We start from the raw sequence: 23,050 nt of genomic DNA, 5'->3' as shown, positions 1-23,050 counted from the left end.
TGATCTCCTTCAGTCGCGCGTCAGGTCGCCGGACCGGCCGTTCAACGCGGCCTGCACCAGGTCGTCGAGATCCATCTCGTCGATGGCGCCGTCGTCGTCGGGTTCCGGCACGTCGTGGCGGTGGTCGGGCCCGGGGTGGCCGTCGGCCAGCCGCAGCAGCGGTTCCAGCACCCCGATGTCCTGCAGGCGCTGCAACGGCACCGAATTCAGCAGCGCCCGCAGCTGTGCTTCGTCGGCGTCGCCGACACCCGTGTCCGGCAGCAGCTCGCTCAGCACGTGCTCGGCGAGCGCGGCCGAGGTCGGGTGGTCGAAGGCCAGGGTGACCGGGAGGTCCAGCCCGGTCGTGCCGCTCAGCCGGGTGCGCAGGTCCATCGCGGTCAGCGAGTCGAACCCGAGGTCCTTGAAGGGCCGGTCGGCCTCGATCCGCTGGGTTCCGGCGTGGCCCAGCACCACCGCGACCTCGCCGCGCACCAGGCCCAGCACGTGACCGAGGCGGTCCCCGGCCGGCAGGTCCAGCAGGGTGCGCCGCAGTTCCCCGGCCACCTCGGCCGGGTCCACGCGGTCGCGCCCGGCCGCGTCCAGCGCGGCCCGGGCCTCGGGGACGCCGGTCAGCAGGCGGCTGGGCCGCTTCGCCGTGAACGCCGGGGCGAACTGCTCCCAGGTCACGTCGGCCAGCACGGTTTCCGCCGCGGCGGCGCCGATCGCCCGGCCCAGCGCGGCCGGCACGAGCTCCGGGGCCATCGGCGGCAGGCCGCTGAGCCGCAGGTGGTTGGCCAGCTCCGGCTCGGCGTCGGTCCACGCGGCCAGCGCCACGGCCAGGCCACCGCGCCGCCGGGCCAGCGCCGCCAGGTAGGCGTCGACGGCCGCCTGGTCACCGCGGCCGAGCACCCCCCAGGCGCCGGCGACGGACCCGATCGCCACGAACAAGGGGGCACGGTCATCCCGCACCGGCGCGCCTCGGCCGCCGGACGGGAGCTCACCAGGCGCCTCGGCGGCGCGCCGGAGCCCGCTCTCAGCCCACCCGGCCAGCCGGGCGTCCAGCTCGGCGAGGTCGCGGACCGCCTCGGCCACGTCGGCCGCCGCCGGAGGCGCCACCAGCACCGCGCTCAGGTTCTCGGGCAGCTCCACCGGAGTGGCCGGGTCCCAGGTCAAGACCCGTTCGGCGCCGTTTTCGGTGAGCCAGCCGGCCAGGCCGGCCACGGCCGCGGTGACCAGCACGGTCCCGCTGGGCCGCCACGGCCCGGCGGCCGGGCCGGTGGCCCGGGTCAGCCGGCGGGCCAGCAGCTGCCCGTCGCGCAGGGCCAGCTGGTCCTCGCCCGTGGCCAGGGCGGCGGGCAAGGCCGCCAGTGTCCCGGCGTCCAGGGTGGCCGGCAGGTCGAGCAGGCCGCCCCAGCGGTCCGGGTGCTCCAGCGCGGCGACGCGGCCACGGCCCCACAGCGCGGCCTGGCCCGGTGCGGGCGCATCGTCGTGCACGGCCACGGCCTGCCGGGTGACGCACCACACCGGTGCGTCCACTTCGGACAGCTCAGCCGGCCATCCCTCGGCCACAGTCAGCGGATCGCCGGTGACGCCCAGCAGGGACAGCACCCCTGCGTACCCTTCGCCCGCTCCGTCCAGTGTGGACACCACGGTGGCGCCGGGGAGCGCGGCGGCCACGGCACCGATCCAGGGGTCGGCCGCCCAGCCCTCCGGGGCCAGCACCAGCCAGCGTCCGGCCGGTTCGGCCGTGGGCCGCACCGGCACCCAGTCCACCTGGTAGCGCCACCGGCCGGTCGCGGTCAGCTCGTGCCGGTCGCGCCGCCACTTCGCCAGCGCCGGCAGCACCGGGCCCAGCGACTCGCCGTCCAGGTCCAGGGTGGCGGCCAGCGAAGCCACGTCGGCGGTGTCCACCGCGGTCCAGAACTCGGCGTCCAGCGGGTCGGCGGCGGCCGGGCCGGTGGTCGTCTCCGGCCAGTAGCGCTCGCGCTGGAACGGGTAGGTCGGCAGGTCGGCCAGCGGCGTCCCGGCGAAGTAGGCGGCCCAGTCCACCGCCACCCCGCACACGTGCAGCCGGGCCAGGGCCGCGGCCAGCGCGTGCTCCTCGCCGGTGGCGCGCAGCGTCGGCAGGGCCACCGGTTCCGGGCTCAGGCCGGCGAAGCAGTGCCCGGCCATGGCCGAGCAGGTGCCGTCCGGGCCGATCTCCACGAAGGTCCGCACGCCAGCCTCGGCCAGGGTCCGCACGCCGTCGGCGAAGCGCACCGCCTCCCGCGCGTGCCGCACCCAGTACTCCGGCGTCCGCAGCTCCCCGGTCGCCAGGGCTCCGGTCACCGTGGACACCAGCGGGATCCGCGGCTCGTGGTAGGTCAGGCTCCCCGCCACCGTCGCGAATTCGGCCAGCATCGGGTCCATCAGGGGCGAGTGGAACGCGTGGCTGACCCGCAGCCGGCGGATCTGGTGACCCTCGGCCTCCAGCCGGCCGGCCGCCGCGAGCACCGCGTCCTCGGCCCCGGCCAGCACGACCGACTCGGGCCCGTTGACCGCCGCGACGGCGACGTCCTCGCCGAGGTACCCGGCCACGTCGGCCTCGGTGCCGCGCACCGAAACCATGGCCCCGCCGGCGGGCAGCGCCTGCATCAGCGCACCCCGGGCGGCCACCAGCGCGCAGGCGTCGGGCAGCGACAGCACCCCGGCCACGTGCGCCGCGGCGATCTCGCCGATCGAGTGCCCGGCCAGGTAGTCCGGCGTCACGCCCCACGACTCCAGCAACCGGAACAGCGCCACTTCGATCGCGAACAAGGCCGGCTGCGTGTGCCCGGTCTCGTGGATCGCTTCGGCGACGTCCGGGTCCTCGGTCCACATGATCTTGCGCAGGGCCGGGTCGAAGTGCCCCAGCACCTCGTCCAGCGCGTCGGCGAACACCGGGTGGCGCTCGTACAGCTCGCGGCCCATGCCGGTCCGCTGGCTGCCCTGCCCGGCGAACAGGAACGCCGTCCGCCCGGTCCCGGCCGGGCCGGTGGCCAGCTCGACCACGCCGTCTTCGGTGGCCAGCAACGCGGCCCGGTGACCGAACGCGGCGCGGCCGGTGGCGAGGGTCCGGCCGGCTGCCGCGCGGCCGACGCCGGACAGCGCGCGCAGCGCCGCCACCTGCTCGCGCAGGGCCTCGGGCGTGCGGGCGGAAACCGGCCACGGCACCACGGCCGCGTCCTCGGCGGTGGCCACCCCGGATGCCGGGGCTTGTTCGATGATCACGTGGGCGTTGGTGCCGCTGACCCCGAAGGCCGAGACGCCGGCCCGGCGGGGCCGCCCGGTGTCGGGCCAGTCGCGGGGCTGCTGCACCAGCTCGACCGAACCGTCCCAGGACACGTGCGGGGAGGGCGGGGCGGCGTGCAGGGTGGCCGGCAGCACGCCGTGCCGCATGGCCAGCACCATCTTGATCACCCCGGCCACGCCGGCCGCGCCCTGGGTGTGCCCCAGGTTCGACTTGACCGAGCCCAGCAGCAGCGGGTGCTCCCGGTCCCGGCCGTAGCCGGCCATCAGGGCGTGCGCCTCGACCGGGTCGCCCAGCGCGGTGCCGGTGCCGTGCGCCTCGACCGCGTCGACCTCGGCCGGCCGCAGCCCGGCGTCGGCCAGCGCGGCCCGGATGACCCGCTGCTGCGCGGGGCCGTTGGGGGCGGTCAGGCCGTTCGACGCGCCGTCGGAGTTGACCGCGGTACCGCGGACCACCGCCCACACCGTGTGGCCGTTGCGCTGGGCGTCGGACAGGCGTTCCAGCACCAGGATGCCCGCGCCTTCGGACCACGCCGTGCCGTCGGCGCCGTCGCCGAACGCCTTGCAGCGGCCGTCGGCGGCCAGGCCGCCCTGGCGGCTGAACTCCACGAACGAGCCCGGGCCGGACATCACCGAGACGCCACCGGCGAGGGCCAGCGAGCACTCGCCGGCGCGCAGCGCGCGGCCGGCCCAGTGCAGGGCGACCAGGGAGGCCGAACAGGCGGTGTCCACGGTGACCGCCGGGCCTTCCAGGCCCAGGGTGTAGGACAGCCGGCCGGACATCACGCTGGCCGTGTTGCCGGTGGCCACGTGGCCGCCCAGGTCCTCGGTGGCCCGGCGCAGCACGGACACGTAGTCCTGGCCGTTGGTGCCGACGAACACGCCGGTGTCGCTGCCCCGCAACCCGGACGGGTCGATGCCGGAGCGCTCCAGCGCCTCCCACGACGTCTCCAGCAGCAACCGCTGCTGCGGGTCCATGGCCAGCGCCTCCCGCGGCGAGATGCCGAAGAAGTCGGCGTCGAACCCCGCGACGTCCGGCAGGAAGCCGCCCCGGCCGGTGGCCGAGCGCCGGTCCAGCTCGGGCAGGTCCCAGCCGCGGTCGGCGGGGAAGGGCACGATGCCTTCGCCGCCGTCGGCCAGCAGCCGCCACAGGTCTTCGGGCGAAGAGACGCCGCCGAGGAGGCGGCAGCCCATGCCGACGATGACGATCGGGTCGTCGGCGTCCGCACGCGGCCCGATGACCACCGGGGTGGTCCCGGCCCGGCCGCCGGACAGCTCGGCGTGCAGGTGCTCGGCGAGGTCCCGCGGGGTCGGGTAGTCGTAGACGAGCGAGGCGGGCAGGGTCAGCCCGGTCGCCGCGGCCAGGCTGTTGCGCAGCTCGAGGGTGGTCAGCGAATCGAACCCGAGGTCGCGGAAGGCCCGGTCGGCCTCCACCCCGGCCGGGTCGCTGTGCCCGAGCACGGCCGCGATCCGGACCCGCAGCAGGTCCAGCAGCCCGGCGGGGTCCGCCGGGACGTCCGGGGCCGCCGCGGGGCCGGCGGACGGCGTCGCCGACGCCCGCACCTCGGGCAGGTCGGCCAGCAGCGGCGCCGGGCGCAGCGCGGTGATCGCGGGCGCGAACCGGCCCCAGTCCACGTCGGCGACGACCAGCTCGGTGTCCCCGTGCTCGAGGGCCTGGCGCAACGCGGCCAGGGCCGGTTCCGGGCGCAGCGGCCGGAAGCCGCCCCGCCGGACCCGGTGCTCCACCGTTTCGGCCTCGGCCACCATGCCCGACCCGGCCCACGGGCCCCAGGCGATCGAGGTGGCGGGCAGGCCGTCGGCCCGCCGCTGCCGCGCCAGCGCGTCCAGGTAGGCGTTGGCCGCCGCGTAGTTGGCCTGGCCGGCGGCGCCGATCGCGCCGCTGGTCGAGGAGTACAGGACGAACGCGTCCAGCTCGAGCCCCGCGGTCTGCTCGTGCAGCACCCGGGCCGCGGTCGCCTTGGCCCGCAGCACGTCGGCGAACATCTCCGGGGTGAGCGAGGCCAGCACGCCGTCCCGCAGCACGCCGGCGGTGTGGAAGACGGCGGTGACCGGGTGCTCGGCCAGCAGCGCGGCGACCGCGCCGGGGTCGGCGACGTCGCAGGCCACGACGACGGCCCGCTCCCCCAGCTCCGCGGCCAGTTCGGCGGCACCGGGCGCGGCCGGGCCACGACGGCTCGCCAGCACGACCCGGTCGGCTCCGGCGTCGAGCAGCCAGCGGGCCAGGTACCCGCCGAGGCCGCCGGTGCCGCCGGTGACCAGCACGGTGCCGCGCGGGGTGTAGGCGCGGGCCTCGCCGGTGGCCGGAGCGTGCTCCAGGCGGCGGCCGAACACCCCGGCGGCCCGGACGGCCACCTGGTCCTCGGCGTGGCCGCCGGCCAGCACGGACCGCAGCCGGCGCACGGTGGTGTGGTCGAATTCGGCGGGCAGGTCGAGCAAGCCGCCCCAGCGCTCCGGGTGCTCCAGGGCCGCGACCCGGCCCAGCCCCCACAGGGCGGCCTGCGCGGGGTCCGGCCGCTCGGTGCGGTTCACCGCGACCGCGCCGCGGGTGACGCTCCACAGCCGCGCCCGGCCGAGGTCCCGCAGCGCGTTCGTGGTGCGGACCAAGAGGCTGCCGTCCGGGGCGTCGGCGAGGGCCAGCAGCGAGAGCACGTTGTCGGCCTCGACACCGCTCAGGTCGGTGTCGTCCCCGGCCACCGCGGTGGCGGCGCCGGGCAGGACGTCCTCGACCCAGTCCGGCCGGTCCAGCCCGGCGGGCAGCAGCACCAGCCACCGGCCCGACGGCGTGCCCGAGAGCCCGCCGACCGGCGTGAACACCGGGCGGTAGCGCAGGTTGTCGAGGGTCGACCGCTCGGCCCGGCGGCGGTGCCAGGTGCTCAGCGCCGGCACCATCGCGGCCACGGTCTCCCGGTCGAGGCCGAGCCCTTCGGCCAGCGTCCCGGTGTCGGCGTTGCCGACCGCGGTCCAGAACTCGTCGTCCGCGGTGCCTGCCGAGGGGCCGGCCGACGCGGCGACGGGCCAGAACCGCTCGTGCTGGAACGGGTAGGTGGGCAGCTCGACCGTGCGCGTGCCGCCGTCGAAGACCGCCGCCCAATCCAGCCGGCCGCCGTGAGCGTGCACCCCGGCCACCCCGGACAGCAGGGTGGCCACCTCGGGCCGGTCGGCGCGCTGCAACGGCAGCGAGACCGCGTCGGCGACGATGTCCCGCACCGCGGCGGTCAGCACCGCGGCCGGGCCGACCTCGACGAAGATCCGCACGTCCCGGTCGGCCAGCGCGCGCACGCCGTCGGCGAAGCGCACCGCCTCCCGCACGTGCCGCACCCAGTACTCCGGCGTCCGCAGCTCCTCGGTCGCCACGGCTCCGGTCACCGTGGACACCAGTGGGATCCGCGGCTCGTCGTAGGTCAGGCCACGGGCCACCTCGGCGAACTCGGCCAGCATCGGATCCATCAACGGCGAATGGAACGCATGACTGGTACGCAACCGCTTGGTGCGCCGGTCCAGCTTCGCGGCGACAGCGAGCACGGCCGCCTCGGCACCGGAGAGAACCACCGACCGCGGCCCGTTGACCGCGGCGATCGACACGCCATCGGTCAGCAGCGGGGTGACCTCGTCCTCGGCGGCCTCCACGGCCACCATCGCGCCGCCGGGTGGCAACTCCTGCATCAGCGCGCCGCGGGCGGTGACCAGCGCACACGCATCCGTCAGCGACAGCACCCCGGACACGTGCGCCGCCGCGATCTCCCCGATCGAATGCCCCGCCACGTAGTCCGGCGTCACCCCCCACGACTCCAGCAACCGGAACAACGCCACCTCGAAGGCGAACAACGCCGGCTGGGTGTAGCGGGTCTCGTCGAGGGCAGCGGCCTCGCCGGCCCACAGCACGTCCCGCAGGGGCAGGTCGAAGCAGGCCAGCACCGCATCCAGGGCGTCGGCGAACACCGGGTGGCGCTCGTACAGCTCCCGGCCCATGCCGGCCCGCTGCGCGCCCTGGCCGGTGAACAGGAACGCCGTGCGGCCGCGGGTCACGGTGCCCCGCACCACGCCGCCGTCCGGCCGGTCCCCGGCCAGCGCGGCCAGGCCGCGCCGCAGTTCGCCGTGGTCCTCGGCCAGCAGCACGGCACGGTGTTCGAAGGCCGACCGGGTGGTGGCCAGCGAGTACCCGAGCACGGCCGGGGACACGCCGTCGTCCAGGGTGTCCAGCAGGGCCGCGGCCTGGGCGCGCAGCGCTGCTTCCGTCCGGCCGGACAGGGGCGCCGGCACCAGGCCGGGTTCCGGCTCGGGGGCGGCGTCGGCGGGGAGTTCCGGGGCCTGTTCGAGGATGGTGTGCACGTTGGTGCCGCTCAGCCCGAAGGACGAAACGCCGGCCCGGCGCGGCCGCCCGTTGTCCGGCCACGGCACGTTTTCGGCGGGCAGCTCGATCGAGCCGGTGCTCCAGTCGACGTGGGTGGAGGGCTCGTCCACGTGCAGCGTCCTGGGCACCAGCCCGTGCCGCAGCGCCTGCACCACCTTGATCACCCCGGCCACGCCGGAGGCCATCTGGGTGTGGCCGATGTTGGACTTCACCGAACCGAGCAGCAGCGGCCGTTCCCGGTCCCGGCCGTAGGTGGCCAGCAGGGCCTGGGCCTCGATCGGGTCGCCCAGCGCGGTGCCGGTGCCGTGCCCCTCGATCACGTCCACTTCGGACGCGGTGAGCCGCGCGTTGGCCAGCGCCTGCCGGATCACTCGCTGCTGGGACGGGCCGCTGGGCGCGGTCATGCCATTGGACGCGCCGTCCTGGTTGGTGGCCGAACCCCGGACCACGGCCAGGATGCGGTGCCCGTTGCGCTGCGCGTCGGACAGCTTTTCCAGCAGCACCAGGCCGACGCCTTCACCGAGGGTCATGCCGTCGGCGCGGTCGGAGTAGGCCTTGCAGCGGCCGTCCGCGGCCAGCGCGCGCTGGCGCGAGAAGCCGACGAACGCGCCCGGCGTCGCCATCACGCTCACCCCGCCGGCCAGCGCGAGGCTGCTCTCCCCCGACCGCAGCGACTGCGCGGCGAGGTGGATGGCGACCAGCGACGACGAGCAGGCGGTGTCGAGGGTGACCGCCGGGCCCTCCAGCCCGAACAGGTAGGAGAGCCGGCCGGACAGGATGCTGCCCAGCGAACCGGTGATCATGTGGCCGTCGGCGTTGTCCACCGCGCCGGACACGGCCGCGGTGTAGTCCTGGTAGCTGGCCCCGATGAACGTGCCGGTGCCGCTGCCCCGCAGCGTGTGCGGGTCGATCCCGGCCCGCTCGAACGCCTCCCACGCCGTCTCCAGCAGCAAGCGCTGCTGCGGGTCCATGGACAGGGCCTCGCGCGGCGAGATGCCGAAGAACCCCGGGTCGAATTCGGCCGCCTCGTGCAGGAAGCCGCCCTGCACCGAGTAGGTCTTGCCGCCGGCGTCCGGGTCCGGGTCGTAGATCGCGTCGGTCGGCCAGTTGCGGTCGGCCGGGAAGCCGGAGATGGCGTCCACGCCGCCCACGACCAGGTCCCACAACCGTTCCGGGGTATCCGCGCCGCCCGGGTAGCGGCAGGCCATCCCGATGATGGCGACCGGCTCGCCGGTGTCCACGCCGGCCACGGCCGGGGCCTGCTCGACGGCGTCCGAGCCGGTGATCGTGGCGGCCAGGAACCCGGCCAGCTGCCGCGGCGTCGGGTGGTCGAACACCATGGTGGCGGGCAGGGTCAGGCCGGTGCCGCCGGAGATCCGGTTGCGCAGGTCGACCGCGGTGACCGAATCGAAGCCGACGTCGCGGAAGGCGCGGTCCTCGGGCAGCGCGTCGGCCGACGCGTGGCCCAGCACCGCGGCGGCCTCGGCCCGGACCAGTTCCAGCAGCAGGTGGGCGCGCTCGGCCTCGGGCAGGGTGCGCAGCCGGGCGGCGAACTCACCGCCCGCGCCGGTGGCGGCCGTGGCGGCGGCCTCGGTCAGCCGCCGCACCTCGGGCAGTTCGTCGAACAGCGGCGTCGGCCGGACGGCCGTGTAGACCGGGTAGTACCGCTCCCAGTCCAGGTCGGCCACGGCCAGTGCGGTCTCGTCGTCGTCGAGGGCCCGGCGCAGGCCTTCCAGGGCCAGCTCCGGCGCCATGAACACCAGGCCGCTGCGCACGATCTGCTCCGGGTCGACCCGGCCGAGCTCGCGGTCGTCGGCCCAGATGCCCCACGACAGGGCGGTGGCCCGCAGGCCCCGGGCCCGCCGGTGGGCCGCGAGTGCGTGCAGGTACGCGTTGCCGGCCACGTAGGCGGCGTGCGCGCCGGTGCCCCACAGGCCGGCGGTCGAGGAGTACAGCACGAACGAATCGAGCTCGTCGGTGTCGAGCAGCTCGTCCAGGTTGCGCGCGCCCACCACCTTCGCGTGCACGGTCCGCGAAAACGCGGCCAGGTCGGTCTCGGCCAGCGTGTGCAGCTCGATCACGGCGGCGGTGTGCACGACGTTCCGCACGGTCCGGCCTTCGGCCCGCAACCGCGCCAGCAGGGCGGCCAGCGCCGCCTTGTCGGTGACGTCGCAGGCCACCGCCTCGACGGTCTCGCCCAGTTCCGCCAGCAGCTGCTGGGCCTTCGGGGCGTCGACGCCGGTGCGGCTGGTCAGCACGATGTGCTCGGCGCCCTGCCCGGCCAGCCAGCGGGCCAGGTGCGGGGCCAGGGTGCCGGTGCCGCCGGTGATCAGCGTGGTGCCGCGCGGGGTCCAGGTCCGCGCGGGCGCGTGGTCGCCGGCCGGGGCCCGCACCACGCGGCGGCCGAACACGCCGGCGGCGCGGATGGCCAGCTGGTCCTCGCCGGTGGCGCCGGACAGGACGGCCGCCAGCCGGTCGCCGCCGCGGCGGTCCAGCTCGGCGGGCAGGTCGAGCACGCCGCCCAGCGCTCCGGGTGCTCCACCGCGGCGGTCCAGCCGAGGCCGAGGACCTGGGCCTGGAGCGGATGGGTGACGGTGTCGGCCTCGCCGGTGGCCACCGCGCCGCGGGTCAGCAGCCACAGCGGGGCGTCGATCCCGGCCGTGCCCAGTGCCTGCACGAGCTGCACGCTCAGGGCCAGGCCACGGGTCAGCGCGGGGTGCTCGCCGTGCGGCTCTTCGGCGGTGGCCAGGGTGGAGACGATGCCGCTCAGCTCGGGCAGCTCGGGCAGCTCGCCGTCGAACACCAGCCGCCGCACCTCGGCCCCGTGGCCGGTGAGCACCGCGGCCAGTTCGTCGTCCCCGCCGTCTTCGGCGCTCGCGGTGACCAGCAGCCAGGTGCCGGACAGCGCGGCCGCGGGGGTGGCGCCGAGCGGCGTCCAGCCGACCCGGTAGCGCCAGCCGTCCACGGTGGCGCGGTCCTGGCGCTGCTTGCGCCAGGACGACAGCCCGGGCAGCACGGCGGCCAGCGAGTCCCGGTCCACCGCGAGGCCGGCGCTGAGCGTGTCGACGTCGGCCTGCTCGACCGCGTCCCAGAACTCCTGGTCGGCCGGGTCGGCCGTGACCGTCGCGCCGGCGTTGAGCGGCAGCCAGTAGTGCTCGTGCTGGAAGGCGTAGGTGGGCAGGTCGACGGTGGCCGTACCGCCCGCGAACTCGGCGGCCAGGTCCACCGGCACGCCCCGCACGAAGGCCTCGGCGAAGGAGGTGAGCACGCGGGTCCAGCTGTCGTTGTCCCGGCGCAGCGTGCCCACGACGACGGCCCGCTCCCCCGCGTCGTCCACGGTCTCCTGGACGCCGAAGGTCAGCACGGGGTGGGCGCTGGTCTCGATGAACACCTGGTGGCCCTGAGCGAGCAGGGCCCGCACGGCCGGCTCGAACCCCACGGTCTGCCGCAGGTTCCGGTACCAGTATTCGGCGTCGAGCGGCTGCTCGCCCAGCCAGTCGCCGGTGAGGGTGGAGAAGAACGGCACCTCGGGCGTCCGCGGGGCCAGTCCGGCCAGTGCGTCCAGCAGCTCCTCGTGCAGCTCCTCGACCTGGGCCGAGTGCGAGGCGTAGTCCACGTCGATGCGGCGGGCCCGGACGTGGCCGGCGGTGAGCTCGGCGAACAGCTCGTCGACGGCGTCCGCGGTGCCCGACACGACGACCGAGCGCGGGCCGTTCAGCGCGGCGACCGACACCGCGCCGCCGAACCGGGCGATCCGTTCGGTGACCTCGGCGGCCGGCAGCGGCACCGACATCATGGCGCCCTTACCGGCCAGGCGGCGGGCGATGGCCTGGCTGCGCAGGGCCACGACCCGGCAGCCGTCGGCCAGCGACAGGGCCCCGGCCACCACGGAAGCGGCGATCTCGCCCTGGGAGTGCCCGAGCACGGCCGCCGGGCGGACGCCCCGGGACTCCCAGAGCGCGGCGAGGGAAACCATCACCGCGAACGATGCCGGCTGGATGACCTCCACCCGGTCCAGGTCCGCGCCGCTGCGCAGCACGTCCAGCAGGGAGAAGTCGACGAAAGGGGCCAGCGCGGCGGCACACTCGGCCATCCGCTCGGCGAACACCGGCGAGACGTCGAGCAGCCGCGCGCCCATCCCGGCCCACTGCGAACCCTGGCCGGGGAAGACGAACACCACCTTGCCGTCCACGTCGGCCACGCCCTCGACCACGCCGCCGCGGACCCCGCGGGAGTAGGCGTTCAGGTGCTCGGCCAGCTCGGTACCGGCGCCGACGACGACCGCGCGGTGCTCCAGGCGGGCTCGCGAGGCGAGCAGCGAGCGGCCGACCGCGGCCGGGTCGAGCCCGGCCAGCGGCAGCAGCTTCTCGGCCTGCCCGCGCAGGGCGGCCGGGCTGCGGGCGGAGAGCACCCACGGCACCGGCCGGTCCGGCGCCGGCTCGAACGCGGCGCCGGCCGGCGGCTCCGCCGGTGCCGGGGCCTGCTCCAGCACCGTGTGCGCATTGGTGCCGCTGACGCCGAACGACGACACGGCGCAGCGGCGCGGGCGCCCGTCGGTGGTCCAGTCGACCGGCTCGGTCAGCGGCACCACGGTGCCGTCGCTCCAGTCGATGTGCGGCGAGGGGTCTTCGGCGTAGAGGGTTCTCGGCAGCACGCCTTCGCGCAGCGCCATCACCATCTTGATCACGCTGGCCACGCCGGCCGCGGACTGGCTGTGCCCGATGTTGGACTTGATCGAACCCAGCCACAGCGGGTGCCCGGTCTCGCGGTCCCGGCCGTAGGTGGCCTGCAGGGCCTGCACCTCGATCGGGTCGCCCAGCGGGGTGCCGGTGCCGTGCGCTTCCACCACGTCGATTTCGGTGGACGCGAGGTGCGCGTTGGCCAGCGCCTGGCGGATCACCCGCTGCTGCGACGGGCCGTTCGGCGCGGTCAGGCCGTTGGACGCGCCGTCCTGGTTGATGGCGCTGCCCCGCACCACGGCCAGCACGGGGTGCCCGTTGGCCCGGGCGTCGGACAACCGCTCGACCAGCAGGATGCCGACGCCCTCGGCCAGCGCCATGCCGTCGGCGGACGCGGAGAACGCCTTGGACCGGCCGTCCGCGGCCAGGCCGCGCTGGCGGGAGAAGGCGACGAAGGGACCGGGGTTGGTCATCACGGTCGCCCCGCCCGCGATGGCCATCGTGGTTTCGCCGTTGCGCAGCGATTGGCAGGCCAGGTGCAGGGCGACCAGCGAGGACGAGCACGCGGTGTCCACGGTGACCGCCGGGCCCTCCAGGCCGAACACGTAGGCCAGCCGGCCGGAGAGCACGCTCGGGATCTGGCCGGTGACGGCGTGGCCTTCGAGTTCGGCGTTGCCCCGGCCGCCGTACTCCTGGTAGCTGGAGCCGATGTAGGTGCCGGTGCCGCTGCCGCGCAGGGTGTGCGGGTCGATGCCGGCCCGCTCGAACGCCTCCCAGGTCGTCTCCAGCAGCAGCCGCTGCTGCGGGTCCATGGACAGGGCTTCCCGCGGGGAGATGCCGAAGAAGCCCGGGTCGAAGTCGCCGGCGTCGTGCAGGAACCCGCCCTGGGTGGTGACGGTGCCGCCGCCGCGGTCGGGGTCCGGGTCGAAGGTGACGGCGCCTTCCCAGCCGCGGTCGACGGGGAACCCGCTGATCGCGTCGACGCCGCCGAGCACCAGCTCCCACAGCTGCTCCGGGCTGTGCACGCCGCCGGGGAACCGGCAGCTCATCCCGATGATGGCGATCGGCTCGTCGGTCCCGGCCGCGGCGGCCACCGGGGTGGCCGCGGCGACCTCGTCCAGCAGCTGCTCGCGCAGGTAGCCGGCCAGGGCGCGCGGGGTCGGGTAGTCGAACACCAGCGTGCTGGGCAGGGCGCAGCCGGTGAGCTTGACCAGCCGCTTGCGCAGCTCGACCGCGGTCAGCGAGTCGAACCCGAGGTCCTGGAACGCGCGGCGCTCGGAGACCGCGTCGGCCGAGCCGTGCCCGAGCACCGCCGCCGCCTCGCCGCGGACCAGCTCGGCCAGCCGCCGCTCCTGGTCCTCGGGTGACTTCCCGGCGAGTTCGGCCGTCAACGCGGAGTTCCCGGCACCCGGCGCGGTGAGCGCCCGCGCCTCCGGCAGGCCGGTCAGCAGGGCGCTGGGCCGGGCCGCGGTGAACACCGGGACGTAGGTCGCCCAGTCCGCGTCGACGACGGTCACCGTCACGTCGTGCTGCACGATCGCGCGGCCCAGCTCGGCCAGGGCGGCGCGCACCGGCAGGAAAGCCAGGCCCCGGCGGGCCAGGGTGCCGGTTCCGGCGTCCTGCGCGGCCATCCCGGACCCGGCCCACGGGCCCCAGGCGATGGAGGTGGCGGTCCGGCCGCGGGCGTGCCGCTGCCGGGCGAGGGCGTCGAGGGCGGCGTTGGCCGCGCTGTAGCCGGTCTGGCCGCCGCTGCCGATCACCCCGGCGATCGAGCCGAACAGCACGAACAGGTCGAGCTCGCGGTCGCCGAGCAGGTGGTCGAGGTTGGCCGCGCCGTCGGCCTTGGCCGACACCGTGGCGGCCAGCTCGGCCAGGCCCACCTCGGCCAGCGGCGCCCGGTCGGCGACGCCGGCGGTGTGCACCACGCCGGTCAGCGGGATGTCCTCGGGGATGCCGTCCAGGACCGCGCGCAGCGCGTCGAGGTCGGCGACGTCGCAGGCGACGATGTCGACGGCGAGGCCGTGGTCCGCGCCGAGCTCGGTCAGTTCGGCCTGCAGTTCGGCCGCGCCGGGCGCGTCGGGGCCGCGGCGGCTGGTCAGCACGAGCCGCCGGGCGCCGCTGCGCGCGAGCCAGCGGGCCACCTCGCCGCCCAGGCCGCCGGTGCCGCCGGTGACCAGCACGGTGCCGCGGGCGGAGAACTCGCCGGCCGGGGCGTGGCCGGTGCCGGGGTGGTGCACCAGCCGCCGGCCGGACACCGCCCGGCCGCGGACCGCGAGCTGGTCTTCGCCGCCCGGCGCGGACAGCACGGCGGCGACCGAGCGGGCGTCGTCGGCGTCGAGCGCGGCGGGCACGTCGATCAGGCCGCCCCAGGTCTGCGGGTGCTCCAGCGCCGCGGTGCGCCCGAGGCCCCAGAGCATCGCCTGCTCCGGGTCGGTTTCCGCGTCCCGGGTGACAATCCACAGTGGACACTCGACGGTCCGGGCCAGCGTGACGCCGAGCGCGAAGCCCAGCGGCAGCCCGGTGGTGTGGTCTCCGGAGCCGAGGACGGCGAGCACGCCGTCGCACGGCCCGATCCGCCCGGCCGGTCCGGCGCTGTCCACATCGGACTCGGTCAGCCGGACCGTGCGCACCTGCGCGCCCCGCTCGGCGAGTGCGGCGGCCAGCTCCGGTTCGTCGCCGGTGGTGGCCAGCACCCAGGTACCGGACAGGGTGGCGGGCTCGATCGACAGCGGTGCCCAGTCCACCCGGTAGCGCCAGCCGTCGAGGCGGGCGCGGTCGGCGCGGTGCTGCCGCCAGTTCGCCAGTGCCGGCAGCACCGAGTCCAGGGCCGCGCGCTGGTCCTCGCCCAGCCCGACGACCTCGGCCAGTTCCCCGGCGTCGCCCCGTTCCACCGCGGCCCACCACCGCTCGTCGGCCGGGTCGGCCGCGGTCCGGGTGGTGGCCTGCGGCCAGAAGGATTCGTACTGGAAGGCGTAGGTGGGCAGGTCGACCCAGCGGGCGTCGCGGCCGGCGAAGAAGGCGCGCCAGTCGAGGTCGACGCCCGCGGTGTGCAGGGCGCCGAGCGCGCCGAGCAGCGCGGTCTGCTCGGCGCGGTCCGCCCGCAGCACGGGCACGCAGGCGACCTCGTCGGCCGGCCCGGCCAGGATGTCCTGCACCATGGCCGAGAGCACGCCGTCCGGGCCGAGCTCGGCGAAGGTGGTCACGCCGTGGCCGGCCATGGCGCGGACCGCGTCGGCGAAGCGCACGGTGGCGCGGACGTGCCGCACCCAGTGCTCCGGGTCGCCGAGCTGCTCGGCGGTGGCGGGCTCGCCGGTCAGAGCGGACACGACCGGGATGCGCGGCGGGTGGAAGGTCAGGGTTTCCGCCACGGCCCGGAAATCGGCCAGCATGGCGGCCATCCGGGGCGAGTGGAAGGCGTGCGAGACGCGCAGGCGTTTGGTGCGGCGGCCCTGGGCGGCGAAGGTCGCCGCGGCGGCCAGCACCGCGTCCTCGTCGCCGGCCAGCACCACCGAGTCCGGTCCGTTCACGGCCGCGACGTCCACGGTTTCACCGTCGACCGCGGCGGCCACCTCGTCTTCGGTGGCCTGCACCGCGACCATCGCGCCGCCGGACGGCAGCGCCTGCATCAGGCGGGCCCGCGCGCCGATCAGCGTCGCCGCGTCGGCCAGCGAGAGCACCCCGGCCACGTGCGCGGCGGCGATCTCGCCGATCGAATGGCCGGCCAGCCGGTCCGGCTCGACCCCCCAGGACTCCAGGAGCCGGAACAGCGAAACCTCCAGCGCGAACAGCGCGGGCTGCGCCCAGCCGGTCGTGTCGAGCAGCTCGGCCTCGGCCGAGCCGGGCGCCGCGAACAGCACTGCGGCCAGCGGCCGGTCGAGTTGCGGGGCCAGCGCTTCGGCCACCGCGTCGAACGCGGCCGCGAAGGCGGGGTACTGCCGGTAGAGCTCGTGGCCCATCCCCGGTCGCTGGCTGCCCTGGCCGGCGAAGAGCAGCGCCAACCGGCCGCCGGCCGGCTCCCCGGTCACGAGGGCGGGATCGGGCCGGTCGGCGGACAGCGCGGTCAGCGCCCGCACCCGGCTCTCGGTGTCCTCGGCCAGCACGGCGGCCCGGTGCTCGAACCGGGAGCGGGTGGTGGCCAGCGAGAACGCCACGTCGGTGGGGTCGAGCGCGGGATCGGCGGCGAGCCGGGCCGCCAGCCGCGCGGCCTGGTCGCGCAGCGCGCCACCGGAGCGGGCGGAAAGCAGCCAGGGCGCGCGCACCGGCGGGCCGGGCTCGGCCGGCACCACGACGGCCGGCTGCTCGAGGATGACGTGGGCGTTGGTGCCGCTGAACCCGAAGGAGGAGACCGCCGCCCGGCGCGGCCGGCCGGCCGCGGGCCACTCGGCCGGCTCGCGCAGCAGGTCCACCGCACCGGCGGTCCAGTCCACATGGGACGAAGGCGTGTCGGCGTGCAGGGTGCGCGGGACGACGCCGTGCTGCATCGCCTGCACCATCTTGATGACGCCGGCGACGCCGGCCGCGGCCTGAGTGTGCCCGAGGTTGGACTTCACCGACCCCAGCAGCACCGGGGTTTCCCGGTCCCGGCCGTAGGTCGCCAGCACTGCCTGCGCTTCGATCGGGTCGCCCAGTGCCGTGCCCGTGCCGTGCCCTTCGACGACGTCGACGTCCGATGTGGACAGTCCGGCGGACGCCAGCGCCTGCCGGATCACCCGCTGCTGCGACGGCCCGTTCGGCGCGGTCAGGCCGTTGGACGCGCCGTCGGAGTTGACCGCCGAGCCGGCGACGACGGCGAGCACGTGGTGGCCGTTGCGGATCGCGTCGGACTGCCGTTCCAGCACCAGCACGCCGACGCCCTCGGACCAGGCCACGCCGTCGGCCGCGTCGGAGTAGGCCTTGCAGCGCCCGTCCGGGGACAGCCCGCGCTGGCGGGCGAACTCGATGAACGCCCCGGGCGACGCCATCACCGTGACGCCGCCGGCCAGGGCCAGGTCGCAGTCGCCGGCGCGCAGGGCCTGCATGGCCCAGTGCAGCGCGACGAGCGACGACGAGCACGCGGTGTCGACGGTGACGGCCGGGCCCTCCAGCCCGAGGGTGTAGGCCACCCGGCCGGAGACGACGCTGGTGGAGCTGCCGGTGCCGCGGTAGCCCTCGAACTCGGCGTCCGACAAGACCGCGCTGTAGTCGCCGTACATCACCCCGGCGAACACGCCGGTGCGGCTGCCGCGCAGCGTGAGCGGGTCCACGCCGGCCCGCTCGATGGCCGACCAGGACGTCTCCAGCAGCAGCCGCTGCTGCGAGTCGGTGGCCAGGGCCTCCCGCGGGCTCATCCCGAAGAACGCCGGGTCGAACTCGCCGGCGTCGTGCAGGAACCCGCCGCTGCGGGTGTAGCAGGTGCCCGGGTGGTCCGGGTCCGGGTGGTAGAGGGCGTCGAGGTCCCAGCCCCGGTTGACCGGGAACCCGGAGATCACGTCGACGCCTTCGGTGACGACCCGCCAGAGGTCCTCCGGCGAGCGCACCCCGCCCGGGTAGCGGCAGTCCATGCCGACGATGACGATCGGGTCGTCGGCGAGGTCGCGAGCGCCGGCGGGCCCGGTCTCCGGCGTGTCCGCGCCGAGCAGTTCCTCCAGCAGGTACGCCGCCAGCGCGGTCACCGTCGGGTGGTCGAAGATCAGCGTGGCCGGCGTCCGCAACCCGGTCGCGGCGCTGAGCTGGTTGCGCAGTTCGACCGCGGTCAGCGAGTCGAACCCGAGTTCGGAGAACGGGCGGTCCGGGTCGACGGCGGCGGCGTCGGCGTGCCCGAGCACGCCGGCGACCCGGGCGCGGACCAGTTCCAGCACGGCCTCCCGGCTCCGCTTCGCGTCCAGCCCGGCCACCAGCGCCGCGCCGGCGGCCGCGGTGCGGCGGACCGGACCGCGGACCAGGCCGCGCAGCACCGGGGAGACCTCGCCCGCGCGCAGCACCGGCAGGTCCAGCCGGACCGGCGCCACGACCGGGGCGGCCACCCGCTCGGCCGCGTCGAACAGGGCCAGTCCCCGCGCCACGGACAGCGGCGGCACGCCGGTGCGCTGCAACCGCCGGTGGGCGCTCTCAGCGGCCATCCCGGCCTCGGCCCAGGGCCCCCAGGCCAGCGACAGCGCCGGCCGGCCGGTGGCCCGCCGGTGGGCGGCCAGCGCGTCCAGGAACGCGTTGCCCGCCGCGTAGTTGGCCTGCCCGGCCGCCCCGGTCAGCCCGGCGACCGAAGAGAACAGCACGAACTTCGCCACGTCGCCGGTGAGCTCGTGCAGGTTCCAGGCGACGTCCACCTTGGGCCGCAGCACCGCCGACAGCCGCTGCGGTGTCAGCGAGCCGACCATCCCGTCGTCCAGCACGCCGGCGGTGTGCACCACGGCGGTGACCGGGTGCTCGGCCGGTACCCCGGCCAGCGCTTCGGCCAGTGCGGCCCGGTCGGCCGCGTCGCACGCCACCGCGGCGACGTCGGCCCCGGCCTCGGCCAGCTCAGTGAGAAGCTCGGCCGCGCCGGGGGCGCCCGCGCCCCGGCGGGACAGCAGGAGCAGCCGCCGCACGCCGCGCTCGGTCACCAGGTGCCGGGCCAGCACCGCGCCCAGGCCGCCGGTCCCGCCGGTGATCACCACGGTGCCGGACTCCGGCCAGGCGACGTCCTCGGTGGTGACGTCGGGTTCCGCGGTGGCGCGGGCCAGCCGGGCCGCCAGCAGCCCGCCGTCGCGGACGGCCAGCTGCGGCTCCCCGGTGGCCAGGGCCGCCGGGATCAGCGCGGCGGACTCCGCGCCGGTGTCGAGGTCGAGCAGGACGAACCGGCCCGGGTGCTCCGCCTGCGCGGCGCGGACCAGGCCCCACACGGCCGCCCCGGCCAGATCGGCGGGCTCGTGGCCGACCGCGCCCCGGGTCACGAAGGCCAGCCGGCCCGGCGTGCCGTCGGACAGCCAGTTCTGCAGGTCGGCCAGCACCTCGGCGGTCAGCGTGTGCACCGCCTCGGGGCCGGCTCGCCCGGCGACCGGGCGCAGCACCACGGCCGGCGCGGTATCGGTGGTCCGGAAGTCCAGCCCGAACGGGTCGTCGCCGAGCACGGCGATCGAGCCGGCGTTCCCGGCCGCTTCGGCCGGGACGGCCGTCCAGTCCAGCCGGTAGAGGTCGCGGCCGGTGGCCGCGGTGCCGGCGGCGTCCGGCGCGCGCACGGCCAGCGAACCCACCGAGAGCACCGGTGCCCCGGCCGGGTCGGTCAGCTCCAGCGCGGCCACGCCCTCACGGACCGGCCGGAGCCGGACCCGCACGGTGGTGGCCCCGGTGGCGTGCAGGCGGACGTCGCTCCAGGCGAACGGCAGGCCGCCCCGGGTACCGCCGAGGTCCGCGAACGGCAGCGCGTGCAGCGCCGCGTCCAGCAGCGCCGGGTGGATGCCGAACGCGCCGGCGTCCCCGGTCACCGCCTCCGGCAGGGTCACCTCGGCGAACACGTCCGTGCCGTGGCGCCAGGCGGCCCGCAGGCCGCGGAAGGCCGGCCCGTAGCCGAAGCCGTCGCCGGCCAGCCGTTCGTACAGGTCTTCGGTGCCGATCGGTTCGGCGTCCGCCGGCCACTCGACGGGTTCGGGCGCCGCGGCCGGGCCGGTGCCGAGCAGACCGGTGGCGTGCTCGGTCCACGGGTGGTCGTCGGCGTCGTCCGGGCGGCCGTAGACGGTCAGCGCACGCTGCCCGTCGGCGTCCGGCGCGCCGACCCACACCTGCACCTGCACGCCGCCCTGCTCGGGCAGCACGACGGGCGCGGCCAGGGTCAGCTCGGCCACGTGCTCGCAGCCGACCTCGTCGCCGGCCCGGACGGCCAGCTCCAGCAGGGCGGTCGCGGGCAGCAGCGAGCTGCCGCGCACCACGTGGTCGGCCAGCCAGGGCTGGGTCTGCGCGGACAGCCTGCCGGTCAGCAGCTGGCCGTCCGCGCCGGCCAGCACGACCGCGGCGGACAGCAGCGGGTGCCCGGTCGGCCCCAGCCCGGCCGCCCGCAGGTCGCCGGCCGTGCGGGCGACGGCCTTGGGCCAGAACCGCTTGCGCTGGAAGGGGTAGGTGGGCAGGTCGACCGGCCGGGCGTCGGCGCCTTCGAAGTAGTTCTCCCAGCGGACCGGCACGCCCGCGGCGTGCAGCCCGCCGACCGCCGTGGTGAGGGTGGCCTGCTCGTCGCGGCCCGGCCGCAGCGCCGCGAACACCGCGGCGTCGGCCACGGACTCACGCACCAGCGCGCTGAGCGAGCCGTCGGGACCGAGTTCCAGGAAGGTGCGCACGCCGTGCTCGTGCAGCCAGGCGGCGGTGTCGGCGAACCGCACCGGACGGCGGACGTGCTCGACCCAGTAGTCCGGTGACGTCAGTTCCGCGACCGTGGCCGGCTCGCCGGTCAGGTTCGACACCAGGGGCAGCAGCGGTTCACGGGCGTCCAGCCCGGCGACGACCGCGCGGAACTCCGCCAGCATCGGCGCCATCCGCGGCGAGTGGAACGCGTGCGAGACCCGGAGCCGCTTCGACTTCTCGAAGTGGCCGGCGACTTCCAGCACCGCCTCCTCGTCACCGGAGAGCACCACCGACTCGGGGCCGTTCACGGCGGCCAGCGCGACTTCGTCTTCGCGCCCGGCCAGCAGGGGCAGCACGTCGGCCTCGGCCGCCCGGACCGCGACCATCGCGCCGCCGGCCGGCAGCGCCTGCATCAACCGGCCGCGCGCGGCGACCAGCGTGACCGCGTCGGCCAGCGAGAACACCCCGGCCACGTGCGCGGCGGCCAGCTCGCCGATCGAGTGGCCGGCCAGGAAGTCCGGGCGCACGCCCCAGGATTCGGCCAGCCGGTAGAGCGCGACCTCGATGGCGAACAGCGCCGGCTGCGCGTACTCGGTCCGGTCCAGCAGCTCCGCGTCCTCGCCCCAGACGACCTCGCGCAGCGGGCGGTCCAGGTGGGTGTCGAACTCGGCGCAGACCGCGTCGAACGCCTCGGCGAAGGCACCGAACCGGCCGTGCAGCTCCCGGCCGGCGGCCAGCCGTTGCGCCCCCTGCCCGGTGAACAGGACGGCCAGCTTCGGCCGGCCGCGGGCCGCGCCGTGCACCACCCCGGCCACCCCGGCCACGTCGTCGCGCACGGCCGACAACCCGGTGGCCGCGGTCTCGTGGTCCCCGGCCACCACGACCGCCCGGTGCTCGAACCCGGTCCGGGTGGTCGCCAGCGAGTAGGCGAGGTCGCGCAGCTCGGGGGCGCCCCCGGACAGCACCGGCAGCAGCCGCCCGGCCTGCTCCCGCAGCGCCTCCCGGGTCCGCGCGGACAGCACCAGGGGCACCACCCCGGTGTCCCGCGGCGACCGTGGTGCGGGCTCCTCGGCCGGGGCCTGCTCGAGGATCGTGTGGGCGTTGGTCCCGCTCAGGCCGAAGGAGGACACCGCGGCCCGGCGCGGCTCCCCGGTCTCCGGCCACGGCGTGCGCTCGGTCAGCAGCCGGACGGCGCCACTGCTCCAGTCCACATGGGACGAAGGACGGTCGACGTGCAGCGTCCGGGGCAGCACGCCGTGCTGCATCGCCAGCACCATCTTGATGACGCCGGCGACGCCGGCCGCGGCCTGGGTGTGGCCGAGGTTGGACTTCACCGAGCCCAGCAGCAGCGGCCGCGCAGCCGGGCGGGTGCGGCCGTAGACGGCCAGCAGGGCCTGCGCTTCCACCGGGTCGCCGAGCGTGGTGCCGGTGCCGTGCGCCTCGACCACGTCCACCTGGTCGGCGGCCAGCCGGGCGCTGGCCAGCGCCTGCTCGATCACCCGCTCCTGCGAGGGGCCGTTGGGGGCGGTCAGCCCGTTGGACGCGCCGTCGGAGTTCACCGCGGAGCCCCGCACGACGGCCAGGACCCGGTGCCCGTTGCGCCGCGCGTCGGACAGCTTTTCCAGCACCAGAAGGCCGACACCCTCGGCCCAGCCGGTTCCGTCGGCGGAGTCGGCGAAGGACCGGCAGTAGCCGTCCGCGGCCAGGCCGCCCTGCTTGCTGAACTCCAGGAAGGTCAGCGGGCTGGGCATCACCGTGACGCCGCCGGCGACGGCCAGGGAGCACTCCCCGCCGCGCAGCGCCTGGGCCGCCAGGTGCAGGGCGACGAGCGAAGACGAGCACGCGGTGTCCACCGTGACCGCCGGGCCGACCGTGCCGAAGCAGTAGGCCAGCCGGCCGGAGATGACGCTGGTGGTGTTGCCGGTGAGCTGGAAGCCTTCGACGTTGTCGCTCGGGCCGACGCGGTAGTCCTGCGGCATCGCGCCGACGAAGACCCCGGTCGGGGTGCCCTTGAGGGCGGCCGGATCGATGCGGGCCCGCTCGAAGGCGTCCCACGCGGTCTCCAGCAGCACCCGCTGCTGCGGGTCCATGGCCAGTGCCTCACGCGGCGAGATGCCGAAGAAGTCGGCGTCGAACCGGCTCGCGTCGGGCAGGAAGCCGCCGGAGAGCGTCGCCGAGGAGTCGAGCTCGTCGAGCTGCCAGCCGCGGTCGCCGGGGAAGGTGGTGATGCCGTCGCGGCCGTCCGCGACCATCCGCCACAGGTCCTCCGGGCCGGCGACGCCGCCGGGGAACCGGCAGCCCATCCCGATGATGGCCACCGGCTCGGAGCTCGCTTCCTCCAGCTCCTGCACCCGCCGGCGGGTGCGCTGCAGATCCGCGCCGGCTCGTTTCAGGTAGTTCCGGAGCTGTTCCTCGTTGCTACTGCCACCGGTCCTGTCAACACCCATGTCAGCTCAACCCATCCGTC

2 protein-coding genes are annotated in these 23,050 nt (G+C 76.2%); both read right to left on the bottom strand.

Going from position 1 to position 23,050, the window contains the following annotated elements; all coding sequences use genetic code 11:
• Nucleotides 1–9 precede the first annotated feature (9 nt).
• On the bottom strand, nt 10–10,011 hold the full coding sequence (locus HUT10_RS50325) for a type I polyketide synthase (RefSeq protein ID WP_254897421.1): 10,002 nt from the start codon (nt 10,009–10,011) through the stop codon (nt 10–12).
• A complete protein-coding gene (locus HUT10_RS50320) occupies nt 9,948–23,030 on the bottom strand; it encodes a type I polyketide synthase (protein WP_254896619.1) in 13,083 nt (4,360 codons plus the stop codon). The genes HUT10_RS50325 and HUT10_RS50320 overlap by 64 nt, the downstream gene beginning before the upstream one ends.
• Nucleotides 23,031–23,050 lie beyond the last annotated feature (20 nt).

The sequence above is a fragment of the Amycolatopsis sp. Hca4 genome, from assembly GCF_013364075.1.
Taxonomy (GTDB): Bacteria; Actinomycetota; Actinomycetes; order Mycobacteriales; family Pseudonocardiaceae; genus Amycolatopsis.
This window is presented reverse-complemented; position numbering and strand designations above follow the sequence as displayed.